Origin of the sequence: Caulobacter sp. Root1455 (assembly GCF_001426905.1) — a bacterium.
In the GTDB taxonomy this organism is placed as follows: domain Bacteria; phylum Pseudomonadota; class Alphaproteobacteria; order Caulobacterales; family Caulobacteraceae; genus Caulobacter.
Map to the genome: position 1 here is coordinate 185,479 of NZ_LMFQ01000025.1, position 17,019 is coordinate 202,497.

At 67.7% G+C, this 17,019-nt stretch carries 15 protein-coding genes; 10 read left to right on the forward strand and 5 right to left on the reverse strand.

The window, feature by feature from the left end; translation table 11 throughout:
* The first annotated feature begins 64 nt into the window (after positions 1-64).
* The 5 genes from mce to ASD21_RS22090 all read left to right on the forward strand — a co-directional run bounded on the left by mce (position 65) and on the right by ASD21_RS22090 (position 4,441).
* Complete coding sequence (gene mce / locus ASD21_RS22070) at positions 65-481, forward strand: methylmalonyl-CoA epimerase (protein WP_029913333.1); 417 nt, start codon at positions 65-67, stop codon at positions 479-481.
* A complete protein-coding gene (locus tag ASD21_RS22075) occupies positions 481-741 on the forward strand; it encodes a DUF1467 family protein (RefSeq protein ID WP_056446667.1) in 261 nt (86 codons plus the stop codon). The genes mce and ASD21_RS22075 overlap by 1 nt, the downstream gene beginning before the upstream one ends.
* A 388-nt stretch (positions 742-1,129) precedes the next feature.
* The gene (gene proS / locus ASD21_RS22080; protein ID WP_056446670.1) at positions 1,130-2,467 is read left to right on the forward strand and encodes a proline--tRNA ligase; all 1,338 of its coding nucleotides are present in this window, start codon (positions 1,130-1,132) and stop codon (positions 2,465-2,467) included.
* The gene (locus tag ASD21_RS22085) at positions 2,467-3,741 is read left to right on the forward strand and encodes a lipoprotein-releasing ABC transporter permease subunit (RefSeq protein WP_056446673.1); all 1,275 of its coding nucleotides are present in this window, start codon (positions 2,467-2,469) and stop codon (positions 3,739-3,741) included. The genes proS and ASD21_RS22085 overlap by 1 nt, the downstream gene beginning before the upstream one ends.
* Before the next feature lie 13 nt (positions 3,742-3,754).
* A complete protein-coding gene (locus ASD21_RS22090) occupies positions 3,755-4,441 on the forward strand; it encodes an ABC transporter ATP-binding protein (RefSeq protein WP_056446839.1) in 687 nt (228 codons plus the stop codon).
* A gap of 3 nt (positions 4,442-4,444) precedes the next feature.
* Here ASD21_RS22090 and ASD21_RS22095 read toward each other — a convergent pair whose 3' ends face one another.
* Together ASD21_RS22095 and ASD21_RS22100 are read right to left on the reverse strand one after the other, a co-directional pair.
* Positions 4,445-5,677, reverse strand: a complete 1,233-nt coding sequence (locus ASD21_RS22095) for a hypothetical protein (protein ID WP_056446676.1) — start codon at positions 5,675-5,677, stop codon at positions 4,445-4,447.
* 67 nt (positions 5,678-5,744) lie between these two features.
* Positions 5,745-6,704: a nucleoside hydrolase gene (locus ASD21_RS22100; RefSeq protein WP_056446679.1), complete on the reverse strand. Its 960-nt coding sequence runs from the start codon at positions 6,702-6,704 to the stop codon at positions 5,745-5,747.
* A 165-nt stretch (positions 6,705-6,869) separates the two neighbouring features.
* On the opposite strand from ASD21_RS22100, the gene sidA reads away from it, so the two are divergent.
* Positions 6,870-6,959: a cell division inhibitor SidA gene (gene sidA / locus ASD21_RS22105; protein WP_035018457.1), complete on the forward strand. Its 90-nt coding sequence runs from the start codon at positions 6,870-6,872 to the stop codon at positions 6,957-6,959.
* 24 nt (positions 6,960-6,983) lie between these two features.
* The gene (dnaE, locus tag ASD21_RS22110; RefSeq protein ID WP_056446682.1) at positions 6,984-10,418 is read left to right on the forward strand and encodes a DNA polymerase III subunit alpha; all 3,435 of its coding nucleotides are present in this window, start codon (positions 6,984-6,986) and stop codon (positions 10,416-10,418) included.
* A gap of 108 nt (positions 10,419-10,526) precedes the next feature.
* Here dnaE and ASD21_RS22115 read toward each other — a convergent pair whose 3' ends face one another.
* Positions 10,527-11,021 carry an AAA family ATPase gene (locus ASD21_RS22115; protein WP_056446685.1) on the reverse strand — a complete coding sequence of 165 codons (495 nt, stop codon included), beginning with the start codon at positions 11,019-11,021 and terminating at the stop codon, positions 10,527-10,529.
* Positions 11,022-11,319: 298 nt separating this feature from the next.
* On the opposite strand from ASD21_RS22115, the gene ASD21_RS22120 reads away from it, so the two are divergent.
* Positions 11,320-11,670 carry a GFA family protein gene (locus ASD21_RS22120; protein WP_056446688.1) on the forward strand — a complete coding sequence of 117 codons (351 nt, stop codon included), beginning with the start codon at positions 11,320-11,322 and terminating at the stop codon, positions 11,668-11,670.
* Positions 11,671-11,953: 283 nt separating this feature from the next.
* Here ASD21_RS22120 and ASD21_RS22125 read toward each other — a convergent pair whose 3' ends face one another.
* Complete coding sequence (locus ASD21_RS22125; RefSeq protein WP_056446691.1) at positions 11,954-13,744, reverse strand: methyl-accepting chemotaxis protein; 1,791 nt, start codon at positions 13,742-13,744, stop codon at positions 11,954-11,956.
* 229 nt (positions 13,745-13,973) lie between these two features.
* Positions 13,974-14,624, reverse strand: a complete 651-nt coding sequence (locus ASD21_RS22130) for a haloacid dehalogenase-like hydrolase (RefSeq protein WP_056446694.1) — start codon at positions 14,622-14,624, stop codon at positions 13,974-13,976.
* Positions 14,625-14,957: 333 nt separating this feature from the next.
* On the opposite strand from ASD21_RS22130, the gene rpsB reads away from it, so the two are divergent.
* Together rpsB and tsf are read left to right on the forward strand one after the other, a co-directional pair.
* Entirely contained in the window at positions 14,958-15,845 is an 888-nt protein-coding gene (gene rpsB / locus ASD21_RS22135) for a 30S ribosomal protein S2 (RefSeq protein WP_056446697.1), read from the forward strand.
* 157 nt (positions 15,846-16,002) lie between these two features.
* Positions 16,003-16,941 carry a translation elongation factor Ts gene (tsf, locus tag ASD21_RS22140; protein WP_056446700.1) on the forward strand — a complete coding sequence of 313 codons (939 nt, stop codon included), beginning with the start codon at positions 16,003-16,005 and terminating at the stop codon, positions 16,939-16,941.
* Positions 16,942-17,019 lie beyond the last annotated feature (78 nt).

Genomic DNA, 17,019 nt, shown 5'->3' on the forward strand with positions numbered 1-17,019 from the left:
TCTTTTCGCAGTGCGGCATCGGTGCTAGGCCAACCGCAATCACAAGAATACGCGGGAACGGACCATGATCGGCAAGCTCAACCACGTCGGCGTCGCCACGCCCTCCATCGACGAGTCGGTGAAGATGTACCGCGACCTGCTGGGCGCGACCTCGCACACCGAAAAGTGGGCCATGCCCGAGCAGGGCGTGTGGGTCTGCTTCGTCAACCTGCCCAACAGCCAGATCGAGCTGATCGAGCCCTATGGCGAGGCCTCGCCGATCCACGGCTTCCTGGCCAAGAACCCCAAGGGCGGCCAGCATCACATCTGCTTCGAGGTGGAAAACATCTACGAGGCCCGCGACAGCCTGGTCGCCAAGGGCGCCACCGTGCTGGGCGAGCCGCGCATCGGCGCCCACGGCACCTTGATCATCTTCGTTCACCCCAAGGACATGGGCGGCATGCTGGTCGAGCTCATGGAAACGCCGAAAGAGGCTCACTGATGGGTCCCGTCACCTGCATCGCCGTCTATCTGACCATCTGGTGGACCACGCTGTTCGCCGTGCTGCCGCTGGGCAACCGCACCTTCAAGGAGCTGGGGATCGAGCCGCCGCCGGGCGCCGACCCCGGCGCGCCGGTCAATCCGAACCTGAAGCGCAAGTTCTTCACGACGACCTGGGTGTCGGCGCTGGTGATGGCGGCGCTGCTGCTGGTCATCCGCTTCCACCTGATCACCCTGCCGGCCCTGCCCGCCAGCTATTGATCACAGGAATGGCGCCCAAGCCTTGGGCGCGCGACGTCATATTTGCCGGCATTCGCCCAATCCGTGGGCGAACTTCGCCAACTGGCCAGACCAGACGCAATCGGGCGCCCCGAACAACCGTTCGGAGCCTAATCTCGGAGTCACGAGGCCGGCTTTTCCGACCTTGCTCTGTGGCGTCTTCCCCGACGATGACTTGAAAGGCCGCGCGAGGACCGCGCGGCCTTCTTTTCGCCGGCGATGGACCCTTTTTCACGGTCACGCTTTCTTACGCCGACCGGTGACCGGTTGATCCAACACCTCGGAACGTCATCTTTTCGCCGCGCGCGTTGCCAAGCTGACGCCCAAGCGGCTATCTCAACGCCTCGAATTCCCCGGAGACGTCTCGTCCATGCGCCTGTCGCGCTATTTCCTGCCCGTTCTGAAAGAAGCTCCCTCCGACGCCCAGATCGTCTCGCACCAGCTGATGCTGCGCGCGGGCATGATCCGCCAGGAGGCGGCGGGCATCTACGCCTGGCTGCCGCTGGGCCTGAAGGTGCTCAAGAAGGTCGAGCAGATCGTCCGTGAAGAAATGGATCGGGCCGGCGCGATCGAACTGCTGATGCCGACGATCCAGTTGGCCGACCTGTGGCGCGAGAGCGGCCGCTACGAGGCCTATGGCGACGAGATGCTGCGCATCACCGACCGCAACAAGCGCGATCTGCTCTACGGCCCCACCGCCGAGGAAGTCGTCACCGACATCTTCCGGGCCCATGTGCGGAGCTACAAGGAGCTGCCGAAGAACCTCTACAACATCCAGTGGAAGTTCCGCGACGAGACGCGTCCGCGCTTCGGCGTGATGCGCGGCCGCGAGTTCCTGATGAAGGACGCCTACAGCTTCGACCTCGACGCCGAGGGCGCGCGCAAGGCCTACAACCGCATGTTCGTGGCCTATCTGAACCTGTTCTCGCGCATGGGCCTGAAGGCCGTGCCGATGCGCGCCGACACCGGCCCGATCGGCGGCGACCTCAGCCACGAGTTCATCGTCCTGGCCGACACCGGCGAAAGCGCCGTCTTCTGCCACAAGGACCTGGTCGAGATGGCCGCGCCCGGTCCGGACGTCGACTGGTTCGGCGACCTGCAGCCGCTGGTGAACCAGCGCACCGCGCTCTACGCCGCCACCGAGGAAATGCACGACGCGGCGGCCTTCGACGCCATCCCCGAGGGCGACCGCCTGTCGGCGCGCGGCATCGAGGTGGGCCACATCTTCTCGTTCGGCACCAAGTATTCCGAGCCGATGAAGGCCCTGGTCACCGGGCCGGACGGCAAGGACGTGCCGGTGCAGATGGGCAGCTACGGCGTCGGCGTCTCACGCCTGCTGGGCGCGATCATCGAGGCCAGCCACGACGAGGGCGGCATCATCTGGCCCGAGTCCGTCGCCCCGTTCGGCGTCGGGATCATCAACATGCGCCAGGGCGACGCCGCCTGCGACGAAGCCTGCGAGACCGCCTACCAGGCGCTCAAGGCCGCCGGCCGCGACCCGCTCTATGACGACACCGACACCCGAGGCGGCGCCAAGTTCGCCACCATGGACCTGATCGGCGTGCCCTGGCAGCTGATCGTCGGCCCCAAGGGCGTCGCCGAGGGCGTGGTCGAGATCAAGAACCGCAAGACCGGCGAGCGCCACAGCGCCCCGCTGGCCGACGTGATCGCCCAACTCACCGGCCCCCAATCGGGCAAGGCCGCCTGATGGCCCTCGGCGCCGGTCCGTTCGGAACCTGGGAGCGCACCGTCGCCTGGCGGTACCTGCGCAACAAGCGCAAGAACGGCGGCGTGGCGCTGATCGCCATCATCTCGTTCGCGGCGGTGATGCTGGCGGTCTTCGCCCTGATCACCGTGATGAGCGTGATGAACGGCTTCCGCGCCGAGCTGCTGGGCCGGCTGCTGGGTTTCAACGGCCACGTCTACGCTCAGGGTCCGCTGCTGAACGGACCGGACCGCGACGGCGTCATCAACCGCATCAAGGCCGTGCGCGGCGTGACCCAGGCCGCGCCGATGGTCGAGGCCCAGGCCATGGTCATCGGTCCCAGCCAGGTGTCCGGCGCCATCGTGCGCGGGGTCACCCCGGCCGATCTGCGCGGCATGAAGATGATCTCGTCCAACATCAAGCGCGGCTCGCTGGCCGGGTTCGGCGAGGGTGAGTACGGCGGCGACATCGTGCTGATCGGCGACCGCATGGCCCGCAATCTGGGCCTGTCGGCCGGCGACGCCATCACCCTGATCTCGCCCTCCGGCCCGGCCACGGCGTTCGGGACCTCGACGCGCGAAAAGGACTACACGGTCGGCGGCATCTTCAGCGTCGGCATGAGCCAGTTCGACGAGAGCTTCGTCTACATGGCGCTGCCCCAGGCCCAGCTGTTCTTCGGCCGCGACACCTCGATCGACTATGTCGAGATCAAGATCGCCGACCCCGACCGGGCCAAGGAGATCAAGCCGATCATCGAACAGGCCAGCGGCCCGGGCGCCTTCGTCCAGGACTGGATGGACAAGAACTCCAGCTACTTCAACGCCCTGCAGGTCGAACGCAAGGTGATGCGGCTGATCCTGTTCTTCATCGTCGCCATCGCCACCCTGAACATCATCTCGGCCCTGGTCATGCTGGTGAAGAACAAGGGCCGCGACATCGCCATCCTGCGGACCATGGGGGCCAGCCAGGCCTCGATCCTGCGGATCTTCATCATGGCCGGCGCCTCGATCGGCCTGTCGGGCACCCTGGCGGGCCTGCTGCTCGGCACGCTGTTCTGCGCCAACATCAGCACCATCCAGAATTTCGTGGAGTGGGTGACCGGCACGGCGGTGTTCAGCGCCGACATCTATTTCCTGGCCCACATCCCGGCCAAGATCGATTGGGCCGAGGTGGCCAGCATCGTCGGCATCTCGACGGCCATGAGCATCCTGGCCACCCTGCCGCCCGCCATCCGCGCCTCGCGGCTCGATCCGGTCGAGGCCCTTCGCTATGAGTGATCCCACCCAGCCCGTGGCCAGCCCCGTCCTGGCCCTGCGCGGCGTCGAGCGCACCTACGTCACCGAGGCCGGGGCGCTGAACGTGCTGCGCGGCGTCGACCTGGACGTCTATCCCGGCGAGGTGGTCGGGCTGATCGGTCCGTCCGGTTCGGGCAAGTCGTCGCTGCTGCACGCGGCGGGCCTGCTGGAAAAGCCCAACGCCGGCCTGATCGCCCTGGACGGCCGCGACTGCTCCAAGCTGTCGGAACGCCAGCGCACCAAGGTGCGGCTCTCGACCGTCGGCTTCGTCTACCAGTTCCATCACCTACTGCCCGAGTTCAGCGCCGTCGAGAACGTGGCCATGCCGGCCATGATCGCCGGCAGAAGCCGGGGCGAGGCGCGCGCCGCCGCCACCGAGATGCTGAACCAGTTGGGCCTGGCCGAACGGCTCAATCACCAGCCGGGCCAGCTGTCCGGCGGCGAGCAGCAGCGCGTGGCCATCGCCCGGGCCCTGGCCAACCACCCCAAGCTGCTGCTGGCCGACGAGCCGACCGGCAATCTGGATCCGGCCAATTCGGCGGCGGTGTTCGAGGCGCTGTACGAGCAGGCCCGCCAGCGCGGCGTCGCGGCGCTGATCGCCACCCACAACATGGAGCTGGCTCGCTACATGGACCGGGTGTTCGCCTTGAAGGACGGCCACCTGGTTCCCCAGAGCTTCTAGGCCCTAGAACAGATACCGCAGCGCGGTCTGCACGACCGTCTGGGTCTGCCGCGGCGTCTCGCCCAGGCGGACCCGTTCGGGCCGGTCGCTGTCGATCCGCAGGCCCTCGAACACCAGGTGCATCTCCGGCCGCAGGTCCCAGCGATAGGCGACCAGCGCGGCCCAGCCGTGCTCGGCGTTGTTGTCGACCGCCTTGTTGGTGCGGTCGGTGGTCGAGAACTGGTCGAACCGGCCGGTCAGCGAGCCGGGCCCCAGGTCGCGCGTCACCGAGACATAGGTCGCCTGGAAGCCGACATCGGTCCAAATTCCGTTGGCGTTGGACTTGCCCATCAGGGTCTCGCCCTGCATCGCCTGGGCGCGCAGGTGAGTGGCGTCGTCGATGTCCCAGCGGGCGCCCAGGTTGAAGAACCGGGTCTCCCAGGACCATTCGTGATTGTCGACGGCCGTGCGGTTGCCGTCGTTGTCATAGGCGAACAGGTCCAGAATCAGGTTCGCGCGGGGCCGCCACTCGAGGCGCGCGTAGACGCCGGCGCGGCCGTCCAGCTCGCGCAGCGAGGTCGTGAACGGCGCCTGGCGCTTGATCATGAACGGGCTGAGGCGCGGCAGCGGGAAGTCGCCGGTGGCGCTGGACTTCAGGTCGTGCAGCGCCCAGCCGCGAAAGGTCAGCAACGTGCCCGCGGTGTCGCCATGGGTGAAGACGCCGACCGTCGCGCTCAGTTTCTGGCCGGCGAGCGCGCCGCGCGCCGTGGCCTCCAGTCCGACGACCTTGGTCTCCTCCGCCACCCAGCTGTTGATCGCCGAGGGGGTGATGGTGTCGGGCACGGACCATTCCAGGCCGTCGTGCTCCAGCGAGATCGGCGGGTACATCAGGCCGGCGCGGGCGCTCAGCCGCACGCCGCCGGTCAGGTCGCCGCGATAGGTCAGATAGGCCTCGCCGGCGTCGACCACGCGGTCCTGGGCCTGTTGGCTCTGGGCGATGATCACCGCGCCGAGCCGGGAGGAGAAGCGCGGGGCCCAGACGATGGAGGCTTCGCCGAGCGCGGCCTTGCCGCCGTCCCCGAACCGCCCCTTGCCCAGGCCGCCGTCGATCCAGGCCGTCTCGCCGTCGGCGGCGCCCAGGCGCAGGTCGATCAGACCGGAAACGGTCTGGCGGGAGAACAGGTCGACCTCGGCGTGGGCCTGAGCCGCGACCGACAGGCCCGCGACCGCGGCCATGAGCGCGACGGCTTTGTGCAATGATTTCTCCCCCGACGACGGGAGAGGCTAGTCCAGCGCGTGCTGAGATTGAGTTAAGTCCGGGCCTTCAGAGGAGCGCGCGGCGCAATGCCGCATGGAACCCCGCCTGGTCGATCTTCTTGATCACCCGCGCGTTCGGCGGTCGGCGTCTCAGGGCCGGGTCGGCCACCTCGATGTCCGGCAGGATGGGGTGCGAGACGCTCAGATAGCCGCGCGTCAGCTCGCCCATCGTCTCGACGTCGACCACGGCCATCGCCGACTCCAGGATCAGGCTTTCGTCCAGGGCCGCGGCGCAGGTCAGGGCGTCGGGGTGCAGGCTGCCGTCCAGGGCTTGCGTCTGCTGGGCGAAGGCCAAGGAGGCTCGGTTGACCTGGGTGAAGAACGCCGCGCGCGGCGTGCCGATCGCGTCCAGAGCCGCCAACTGCTCCAGGGACAGAAGCCCGTCCCGCAGGGTCTCCGTCCAGGTGACGATGCTCATCGGGAAGCCGGCGTTGACGACGATCTTGGCGGCTTCCGGATCGACATAGAGGTTGTACTCGGCCGCCGGGGTGACGTTGCCGACTCCGTTGTCGGTCCCGCCCATGATCCACAGATGCTTGACGGCCTGGGCGATGCGCGGCTCGCGCTGATAGGCCAGGGCGATGTTGGTCAGCGCCGCCTGGGCGATCAGGGTGATCTCGCCGGGCGCCGCCATCACCCGACGCACGATCTCGTCGGCGGCGTGGCCGGGGGAGGGGCGCTGGGCGGCCTTGGGAAAGCCGCTGTCGCTCATGCCGTCGGCCCCGAACACGTAGGCCGCGTCCAGCGGCGCGCGGGTCAGCGGCCGCTGGGCGCCCAGATAGACCGGAACCTCGCCGCCGCGCTCACAGGCCTCCAGGGTGGCCAGGGCGTTCTCGGCGTGCTGCTCGAAACCGACATTGCCGTGGGCGATGGTGATGGCCTCGACGCTCACGCCGGGGCGGCGCAGGGCGAGCATCAGGGAGAACACGTCGTCTCCAGCGGTGTCGGTGTCGATGATCAGGCGCATGGGGCGATCTGCGCCGATCCGCCCGCCAAATCCACCGGAAATCGCCGCCTTGGCCGGGTCCGGCGGGACCGCGACAAAAAAGCTCGCAATCGAACACGGGTCTCTTGCGGAGGAGAACAAAAGTGGAATATAGAACAAACGAGCAACGATCGCAGGAGGGTTCCCATGGTCCGTATCGCGCGTGAGTCTTTGGCGCTTGTATCTGTCGCCAGCTTCGTCTGGATGATGTGTCAGGTCGCCCAGTTGGTGGCCTGAGTCGTGTAGCCATGAGGTGCGGTGATGTCGGGCAATGAAGGGCAGGGGTTCGTCCACCTTCGCGTGCGCTCGGCCTATTCGCTGCTCGAAGGCGCCATCAAGGCCGACAAGATCCCGGGCCTGGCCGTGGCGGCGGGCATGCCGGCCGCGGGGCTGGTCGATCGCAACAACCTGTTCGGGGCCCTGGAATATTCCGTCTATTCCAAGGACTACGGGGTCCAGCCGATCATCGGCTGCGCCCTGGCGGTGTCGGGCGTAGGGGCAGGGCCGACCGAACGCTGGGCCCGCACGCCGACCATCACCCTGCTGGTCCAGAACGAGCGGGGCTATCTGAACCTCTCGGAACTGTCGTCGCTGGCCTATCTGGAAAGCGGCGAGATGGCCGAGCCGGTCGTGCCCTGGGCCAAGGTGGTCGAGCACGCCGAGGGGCTGATCCTGCTGTCGGGCGGCACCGACGGCCCGGTCGACGCCCTGCTGGCCGCCGGCAAGACCGCCGAAGGCGAGGCGGCCCTGGCCGAGATGCAGCGGGTGTTCGGCGACCGGTTCTATGTCGAGCTGCAACGCCATGGCCTGCCGCGCCAGGCCGCCGCCGAGCCGGGCCTGGTCCACTGGGCCTATGAGAACGACGCGCCGCTGGTCGCCACCAACGACGTCTACTACGCCAAGCCGGCGATGTACGACGCTCACGACGCCCTGCTGTGCATCTCCGACGGCGCCTTCGTGGGCCAGGACGAGCGCCGGCGGGTGACGCCCGAGCACTGGTTCAAGCCGGCCGAGGACATGCGCAAGCTGTTCGCCGACCTGCCGGAGGCCTGCGACAACACCCTCGACATCGCCCGCCGCTGCGCCTTCATGGTGCACAAGCGCGACCCGATCCTGCCCAGCTTTCCCACCGGCGACGGCCGCAGCGAGCCCGAGGAGCTGACCCACCAGGCCAAGGAAGGCCTGAAGGTGCGTCTGGCGGCCCTGGATAAGCTGGCGGTCGACGAGCAGGTCTATTGGGACCGCCTCGACTTCGAGCTGTCGATCATCATCAAGATGGGCTTCCCCGGCTACTTCCTGATCGTGTCGGACTTCATCAAGTGGGCCAAGGAGCACGGCATCCCCGTGGGCCCCGGGCGGGGGTCGGGCGCCGGATCGCTGGTCGCCTGGGTGCTGACCATCACCGACCTGGACCCGCTGCGCTTCGGCCTGCTGTTCGAGCGCTTCCTCAATCCGGAGCGGGTCTCGATGCCCGACTTCGACATCGACTTCTGCCAGGAGCGCCGCGAAGAGGTGATCTCCTACGTGCAGGAGAAGTACGGCCGCGACCGCGTGGCCCAGATCATCACCTTCGGCTCCCTGCAGGCCCGCGCCGTGCTGCGCGACGTCGGCCGGGTGATGCAGCTGCCGCTGGGCCTGGTCGACCGGCTCTGTAAAATGGTGCCCAACAACCCGGCCGCGCCGGTGACCCTGGCCCAGGCCATCGACATCGAGCCACGCCTCAAGCAGGCCCGCGACGAGGACGGCAACGTCAAGGCCTGCCTGGACGTTGCCCTGCAGCTGGAAGGCCTGTTCCGCAACGCCTCGACCCACGCCGCCGGCGTGGTGATCGGCGACCGGCCCCTGACCCAGCTGACCCCGCTCTACAAGGATCCGCGCTCGGACCTGCCGGCCACCCAGTTCAACATGAAATGGGTCGAGAGCGCCGGTCTGGTGAAGTTCGACTTCTTGGGTCTGAAGACCCTGACCGTGCTGGACCGGGCGGTGAAGCATCTGAAGAAGCGCGGCGAGATCATCGACCTCAGCCGTCTGCCGTTCGACGACGCCAAGACCTACGAACTGCTCGCCTCCGGCCAGACGGTCGGCGTGTTCCAGCTGGAAAGCCAGGGCATGCGCGACACCCTGCGCAAGATGCGCTGCGGCTCGATCGAGGAGATCACCGCGCTGATCTCGCTGTACCGCCCGGGGCCGATGGACAACATCGACACCTTCGTGGACTGCAAGTTCGGACGAAAGCCCGTCGACAACCTGCACCCCTCGCTGGAGGTGGTGCTGAAGGAGACCTACGGCGTCATCGTCTACCAGGAACAGGTGATGCAGATCGCCCAGATCCTGGCCGGCTACAGCCTGGGCGAAGCCGATCTTCTGCGCCGCGCCATGGGCAAGAAGAAGAAGGAGGAAATGGATCTCCAGAAGATCCGTTTCGTCGCCGGGGCCAAGGACAAGAACGTCCCCGAGGAGCAGTCCGGCTCGATCTTCGAACTGGTGGCCAAGTTCGCCGGCTACGGCTTCAACAAGTCGCACGCCGCCGCCTACGCTCTGATCGCCTACCAGACGGCCTGGCTGAAGGCCAATACGCCGGTCGAGTTCCTGGCCGCGTCGATGAGCCTGGACCTGTCGAACACCGACAAGCTGGCGGTCTTCCACCAGGACGCCCGGCGCTTCGACATCGTCGTGCGGCCGCCGGACGTCAATCGCTCGGGCGCCGACTTCGAGGTCGAGAACGGCGAGGTGCTCTATGCGCTGGGCGCGGTGCGCAACGTCGGGCTGGAGGCCATGAAGCACCTGGTCGCCATCCGCGAGGAGGGCGGGCCGTTCCGCGACATCTTCGACTTCGTCGAACGCGTCGATCCCAAGCTGGTCAACAAGCGGGCGATCGAGAATCTGGCCCGGGCCGGGGCCTTCGACTCCCTGTCCAAGAACCGCGCCCAGATCTTCGCCTCGGCCGACGTGCTGATCGCCCACGGCCAGAGCATCGCGGCCGATCGCCAGGGCGGCCAGCACGCCCTGTTCGGCGGCGACCCGGCCGCCGGCCGCCCGCGCCTGAAGAAGACCGAGCCCTGGAGCCAGGTCGACCTGCTGGACGAGGAGCTGGCCGCCGTCGGCTTCTACCTGACCGGCCACCCGCTGGACGACATGGTCGGGGTGCTGCGCCGCCGGCGCACCCACATGCTGACCGAGGTGATCCCGCGCGCCGAGGCCGGCATGGAGGCCTTCCGGATGTGCGGCGTGGTCCGCCGCCGCCAGGAGCGCGCCTCGCAGAGCGGCGAGCGCTTCGCCTTCGTCTCGCTGTCGGACCCCAGCGGCGAGTACGAGGTGCTGTTCCCGCCCGAGGCGCTGCGCAAGTGCCGCGAGGTGCTGGAGCCGGGCAAGGCGGTGTCGATCAAGGTCCGCGCCAAGGCCCGCGACGGCGAAGTGCGGTTCTTCGGCGACGACGCCGAGCCGATCGAGAAGGCCATCGAGAACATGGTGGCCGGCCTGCGCCTGCACCTGTCGCCCTCGGCCACCGAGATCGCGGCCCTGAAGAAGCGGCTGGAGCCGGCCGCCTCGCCGCGCGGCGGCGAGATCAGCCTGATCGCCGCCCTGGGCGGTGGCCGCGAGATCGAGATGAAGCTGCCTGGCCGCTACACCCTCGACGCCGCCCTGCGCGGCGCCCTGAAGACCGCGCCGGGGGTGGCGCTGCTGGAAGACGTCTAGGGCGCGCCGGGCGTGCGCCGCGTCCGCCCCGGAGGCATGGCGACGGTCGTCCTCGGCGAGGCGACCCGGCGCGGACCGCGCCGTGCCGCGCGCCGTCGGTGCGTGGGGTCATTCCGGCTTCAGCACCACGATGTTGAAACCCTCGTCCTGTGCCGGGGGCGTGAAATAGGCGGTGATGGCGTCGAACTCGGCGTCGCTGGCCGCGAAGTCGTGTTGGCCCGCCGCGTTGCGCGCCCGCAGCCTGGCCCGGCAGACGTCGTCGGGAACATCGAGGACATGGAGCACGTGCCGCGCGCCCGACCGTTCGATGATCCCGCGCATCCAGGCCCGGCTGGCCGGGGTGTTGGCGGGAAAATCCAGAACCACCGACAGGCCCGCGCGCAGCAGGGCCTCGACGTGGGGGGCGATCGCCTCGCGCAGCAGGGCGGCGTGGCGGACATAGTCGGCGACGCTGTTGATCTGGCCCGGATAGAGACGCGCCAGCCAGTGATCCTCGCTGAGCGCGACGGTGCGCGGCGCGGCGGCGAGGCGCGCCGTCAGGGTGGACTTCCCGGCGGCGATCTTGCCGCAAAGCATGTGAAGCGTGGCGTCCCGCGGGGACATGATGTGACCTTCCGGACGTCTGGCGGACGTCGTTGGCGTGGAATTCGAGGGGGGATCGCGATCGGGTTTGGACCCGGCCTGACGGGTCAGGCCGGGCGCTTAATTCGCCGGGAAGGGCGCGCCACGATGGAGATCGCGAAGGTCATGGCGACGTGTCTAGCACCGAGATCGCGGGGCTCCAATCGCCGGGCCGAAGACGCCGCTACGGGGCTTGTCGGATTCGGCGCGGGGCGGACGTCTTGAACTTGAAGGGCGACGCGCCGTCGGGCGCGTTGAAACGAGAAAGGGAACAAACGCCATGGCCAGACACGAAGGCGGCTGTCAGTGCGGCGCGGTGCGTTACACGGTCGAGGTCGAGCTGGACAAGCTGATCACCTGCAACTGCTCGCGATGCGGCAAGCTGGGCTCGGTGCTGGCCTTCGCGCCGGCGTCGGCCTTCGAGCTCAAGCGGGGCCAGGACGCCCTGACCGAATACCGCTTCAACACCCACAAGATCGCGCACCTGTTCTGCCAGATCTGCGGCATCGAATCCTTCGGCCGCGGCGTCGGGCCGGACGGGGCGGAGATGGCGGCGATCAATGTCCGCTGCCTGGACGGCGTCGACGTCTTCGCGCTGGAGCCGCACCAGTTCGACGGCAAGTCGCTCTAGGGCCGATCGACCTTCAAACCTGTTCCCCAAGTCCGCCGTCCCGCCACGAGCACGTCTGTCGGCCGCGACCGACAGACGGTTCGCGCCATGATCCGCGGTTCAGGTTTTGGGAGGGGCGCCGATAGCCGTTCCCGACCCATGTCGGATCTTGGCGTCGCTAATGATCGGGTCGCGTCTTGGCCCAAAGGCGACCTTGCGAAGATCCGTCCGCTGGCGCTACGTCTAGGCGGCGTTCACCGCCGCCTTTCATCCTAGGGCTAGACTACCGCACCGAGGTGTTGTTCTAGGCCGCTAAGCGCGCGGCGGCGGCGTCGATTGTAAAGTGCCCCACGCGGCGTGCCAGCTCATGCGCCTCGTCGGCTAGCGAGCGACTGGCGGCAGTTGATTCCTCAACCATCGCAGCGTTCTGTTGCGTGACCTGATCCATCTGGTTGACGGCGATATTGACCTCGCCCAGACCCTGCGACTGCTCCTGAGCCGAAGCGGCGATCTGCTCCATTACCTGGGCCGACTGCCGGACGCCCCCGACGATCCGCTGCAGCGCCTCACCCGTCTGGTTGACGAGCAGGACGCCGTTCTCCACATGGCCGGAACTAGCCAGCATCAGACCCTTGATCGCTCTAGCCGCTTCTGCGGAGCGCTGGGCCAGGGCCCGCACTTCCTGCGCGACCACGGCGAAGCCCCGTCCAGCGTCGCCGGCCCGGGCCGCCTCCACCCCAGCGTTCAGGGCTAGGAGATTGGTCTGGAACGCGATCTCGTCGATGACGCTGAGGATTTGCTCGATTTCGTGCGACGACTTTTCTATGGCGCTCATGGCGACCACCGCCTCGCTGACGATCGCGCCGCCGCGCTCGGCGTCGTCGCGCGCGGCCTGAACCTGGGTCTTGGCCGAGGCGGCGCCGTCGGCCGAACGGCGGACCGTCGCCAGGAGTTCTTCAAGCGCGGCGGCGGTCTGTTCGATACTTGCGGCCTGGCGCTCGGTGCGTTGGGCAAGCTGATCGGCGGCCTTGCTGATCTCCGACGAGCCGCCCAGGATGCTGCGCGCACCGCCGTCGATCGCCGCCATCGCGATGTTGAGGTGCTGGATGGCGGCGTTGAAATCTTCCTTCAATTTGGCCGCGGTGGCGGGAAATCCGGTCTGGATCTGATAGGTGAGGTCGCCGGCCGCCAGACGATCTAGCGCCACACCCAAATGTTCCACCACGATGGCCTGTTCGCGGGCGTGAGCGGCGCGCTCGGCGTCATGGATCACGCGATCGCGTTCGGCCGCCTGGCGCTGATCCTCCGCCCTGTGCTCCACCTTCAGCTTGTCGATCGCCGATTGCTTGAAGGCCAGCACTGCATCGGCCATTTGCCCGATCTCATCGCTCCGTCCCACCGCAGGCACCTCGACGGAGTTGTCGCCCGCCGCCAAGCTCCGCATCGTGGCGGTCATATCGCGGACAGGGTTAGCGATCGCCCGGGTCAGAAGCCAGCCCATGGCGCAGGCAAGACTGATCGTCAGCACGCCGACAATGCCCAGGCCGATTTCAGCCCAATGATAAAGCGCCGCCAGCGAGGCCTCGCGCTCGTGCCGCGCGGCCTTGGACTGTTCGGCGATCTCCTTGCCAACCTCGCGGACAGCGGTGAGACGTCCTACGGTCAACAGCGACGCGCGGGCGGCCTCTAGCTTGGTCGGATCGCCGCCCTCGGCGATCTGGAGATCGGTCTGGTCCGAAAAGGCTCGAACGGCCGAGGCGAAGCGCGTCAAACGGTCCTTGTCGCCGCCGTCGGTAGGCTCGGCGAGAAGGACATCGAGAGCCGCCGCATAGTCGGCCTTGAAGCCGTTGTAGCGCTTGAGGAATGACGGATCGTTGGTCGCCAGATAACCACGGACGGCGTTCTGTTGTTCGACAAGGGCGTCGTTGGCTTTGGCCATCAGGCTGTCACGCGTCAGGTCGCGGTGATCCTCGGCCGCCCTGGCCTTGATGGTTTGCTCGCCGGTCAGGACCAGGATGCACACCAAGGCCACCAAGGTCACCAGCACGGCGAAGGCCGCCAGGAGCTTGTGGGCTATCTTTAGGGAGCCAAACATGTCGAGCCTCGCTGATTGCCGGCGATGATGCTCATGGACGGCCTTAACGGAGACCTCGGCTTGGGTTGTCCGCGTCAGTTAGCCGCGTATCTGGAAGGTCCGTATCCGGGCCAATCCCTATGTCTGCTTCGTGGCGACGCTGATCATGGCTTGGTCCGCTTTCGGCGCCGTCCTGTCGCGAACGGTGAATCACGGTCGCCTCACGACGGAAATGACGGCGAAGCGCCCCCTACCAGGCCATGGCCCGTCCGTTGGGCAGGCGGGCGCGGTCGAGGCGGCGATGGGCGGCCTTGCCGCAGCCGACGATCATCGGCGCGTCGGCTGCGCGCAGCAGCGGCAGGTCGTCGAGGCTGTCGGTGTAGGCATAGGCCCAGCGCTTGCCGTGGCCCGCTTCGGCCAGGGCCTGGCACTTGCGCTGGTTGCGGCAGTGGACGTCGGCGACCCAGCCGCCGGCCCGGCGCTTGAGCGAGGTGCCCAGCACGACGATGGGCCGGTCCAGCGGGGCGATCAGGGCCTGGGCCAGGACGGTCGGGGCGGCGGTGACCACCACCACCTCGTCGCCATGAGCCAGATGCTCGTCGAGCGTCGCCATGCCCGGTCCGCGCCAGCGCAGGGGCAGGGCCTTGGCCTGGAAGCCCGCGGCGAACTCGGCGCAGGACTCGCGCAGCTTGGGTTCGGAGAGGCCCGCCGTGGCGATCCACAGCAGGATCGAGGCCCCGGCCCGGCGGGTGGGAGGCGCGATCACCATCGGGATGGCGACCGGGGCGACCAGGAGGGCGGCCAGAAGTCGAGGAACGGAGCGGCGAACCCGGCCCCACAGCCAGAGCGCCGTGGAATCGCCATCCAACAGAGTGCCGTCCAGATCGAAGACCGCGAGCATGGCCTCTCCTAGCGTCCGAACCTGTCAGTCCTGTGTCAGGCCTGTGGGCAGGATGTGTCAGTCTGTGGATAGAACGCGGCGGAGATCGGTTTTGGCTCCTGGGCGGGGAGGGCGCGAAATCGCCTTCAAAACGACCGGTCAAGGGCGCGATCCCGCGCCATCCCGCGTCTGAGGGCTTGCTTTCTGGTGCGTTCGCGCCTATTTGCGCGGCCATTCCACACGTGGACGTGCGGCGACGCCGGGGAGACATCCCGTCGTTACCGTTCCGGTCCCGGTCCGAATCGTCGGAGCGGGGGTGTCCACGGAGGTTCAACCGGAAGAAGGAGACCTATCATGGCGCTTCCCGAATTCTCCATGCGTCAGCTCTTGGAAGCTGGCGCCCACTTCGGCCACCAGACGCACCGCTGGAACCCGAAGATGGACCGCTACATCTTTGGTTCGCGTTCGAACATCCACATCATCGACCTGTCGCAGTCGATTCCGCTTCTGCACCAGGCCCTGGTGAAGGTGCGTGAAGTCGCCGCCGCCGGCGGCCGCGTGCTGTTCGTCGGCACCAAGCGCCAGGCCAGCGACCCGGTCGCCACCGCGGCCAAGCGCTGCGCCCAGTACTATGTCAACCACCGCTGGCTCGGCGGCACCCTGACCAACTGGCGCACCGTCTCGGGTTCGATCGCGCGTCTGCGCGAACTCGAAGGCGTGCTGGGCGGCGACGGCTCGGGCCGTTCCAAGAAGGAACTGCTGCAGCTGACCCGCGAGCGCGACAAGCTGGAGCTGTCGCTGGGCGGCATCAAGGACATGGGCGGCATCCCCGACATCATGTTCGTGATCGACACCAACAAGGAAGCGATCGCGATCCTGGAAGCCCGCAAGCTGAACATCCCGGTCGTGGCCATCCTCGACACCAACTGCGATCCGGACGGCATCACCTATCCGATCCCGGGCAACGACGACGCCGCTCGCGCCCTGCAGCTGTACTGCGACCTGATCGCCGACGCCGTCCTGGACGGCCTGGCCGCCGGCCAAGCCGCCTCGGGCGTCGACCTGGGCGCCTCGGTCGCTCCGATCGAGCCGACCCTGGCTCGCGAACTGACCCCGGAACCGGTGGCTGAAGAAGCCGCCGCTCCGGAAGCCGCCCCGGCCGTCGAAGCCGCTCCGGAAGCCGCTCAGGAAGCGACCGCCGAAGCGATCGAAGCCGTCGCCGAAGAGCCGGCCGCGAGCTGATTTTCCGATCATCGGGTCGGGCTTTCGGTCCCGATCCGGTCTTCGTGAACCTGACATGCGACCGGGCTATCAAGCCCGGTCGTAATTTTGTTTCACGCGTTTCCTGAAGGCGACCCGGTCGCGGAGGGCAACGCTCCGATATTCAATGGAGGAACTCATGGCTGAAGTGACCGCTGCGCTGGTGAAAGAACTGCGCGAAAAGTCGGGCGTCGGCATGATGGACTGCAAGAAGGCGCTGGTCGAAAACAACGGCGACATCGACGCGTCCATCGACTGGCTGCGCGAGAAGGGTCTGTCCAAGGCCGCCAAGAAGGCCGACCGCGTCGCCGCCGAAGGCCTCGTGGGCATCGTGGTCCGCGCCGAGGGGGCGGGGATGACCGCCGCCGCCGTCGAGGTGAACGCCGAAACCGACTTCTTGTCGCGCAACGAACTGTTCCAGAACGCCGTGCGGAAGATCGCCAGGGCCGGTCTGGACAACGAAGGCGTGGACGCCATCGGCGCGGCCACCACGCCCGACGGTGAAGTCGTGTCGGATTTGCTGACCCATCTGATCGCCACCATCGGCGAAAACATGGTGCTGCGCCGCTCGGCCAGGTTCGCCGTGGCTCATGGCGCCGTGGCGACCTACATCCACAACGCGACGGCCCCGGATCTGGGCCGCATCGCCGTGCTCGTCGCCATTGAAGGCGCTGGCGACCAGGCCAAGATCGTTGAACTGGGCCGCAAGATCGCCATGCACGTGGCCGCGACCGCCCCGCTGTCGCTGTCGCCGGACGACCTGGACCAGGCCGCCATCGAGAAAGAGCGCCAGATCTTCACCGCGCAGGCGCTCGAGTCGGGCAAACCCCCGGCCGTCGTCGAGAAGATGGTCGAAGGCCGCATCCGAAAGTTCCTGGAAGAAGTCGTGCTGCTGAAGCAGGCCTTCGTCATGAACCCGGACCAGACCGTCGAACAACTGGTCGCCGAGGCCGGCAAGGAACTGGGCTCGCCGCTCACCGTGAAGGGCTTCGTTCGCCTGGCCCTGGGTGAAGGCGTGGAGAAGGCTCCGGAAGGCGATTTCGCCGCCGAAGTCGCCGCCATGGCCGGCCAAGCCTAAGTCTTTTTCGCCGTCCCATCCCTCACTGGGCGGGGCGGCGGACAGGACCGCCTATCGAAGGCGCGGCGCGCATCGAGC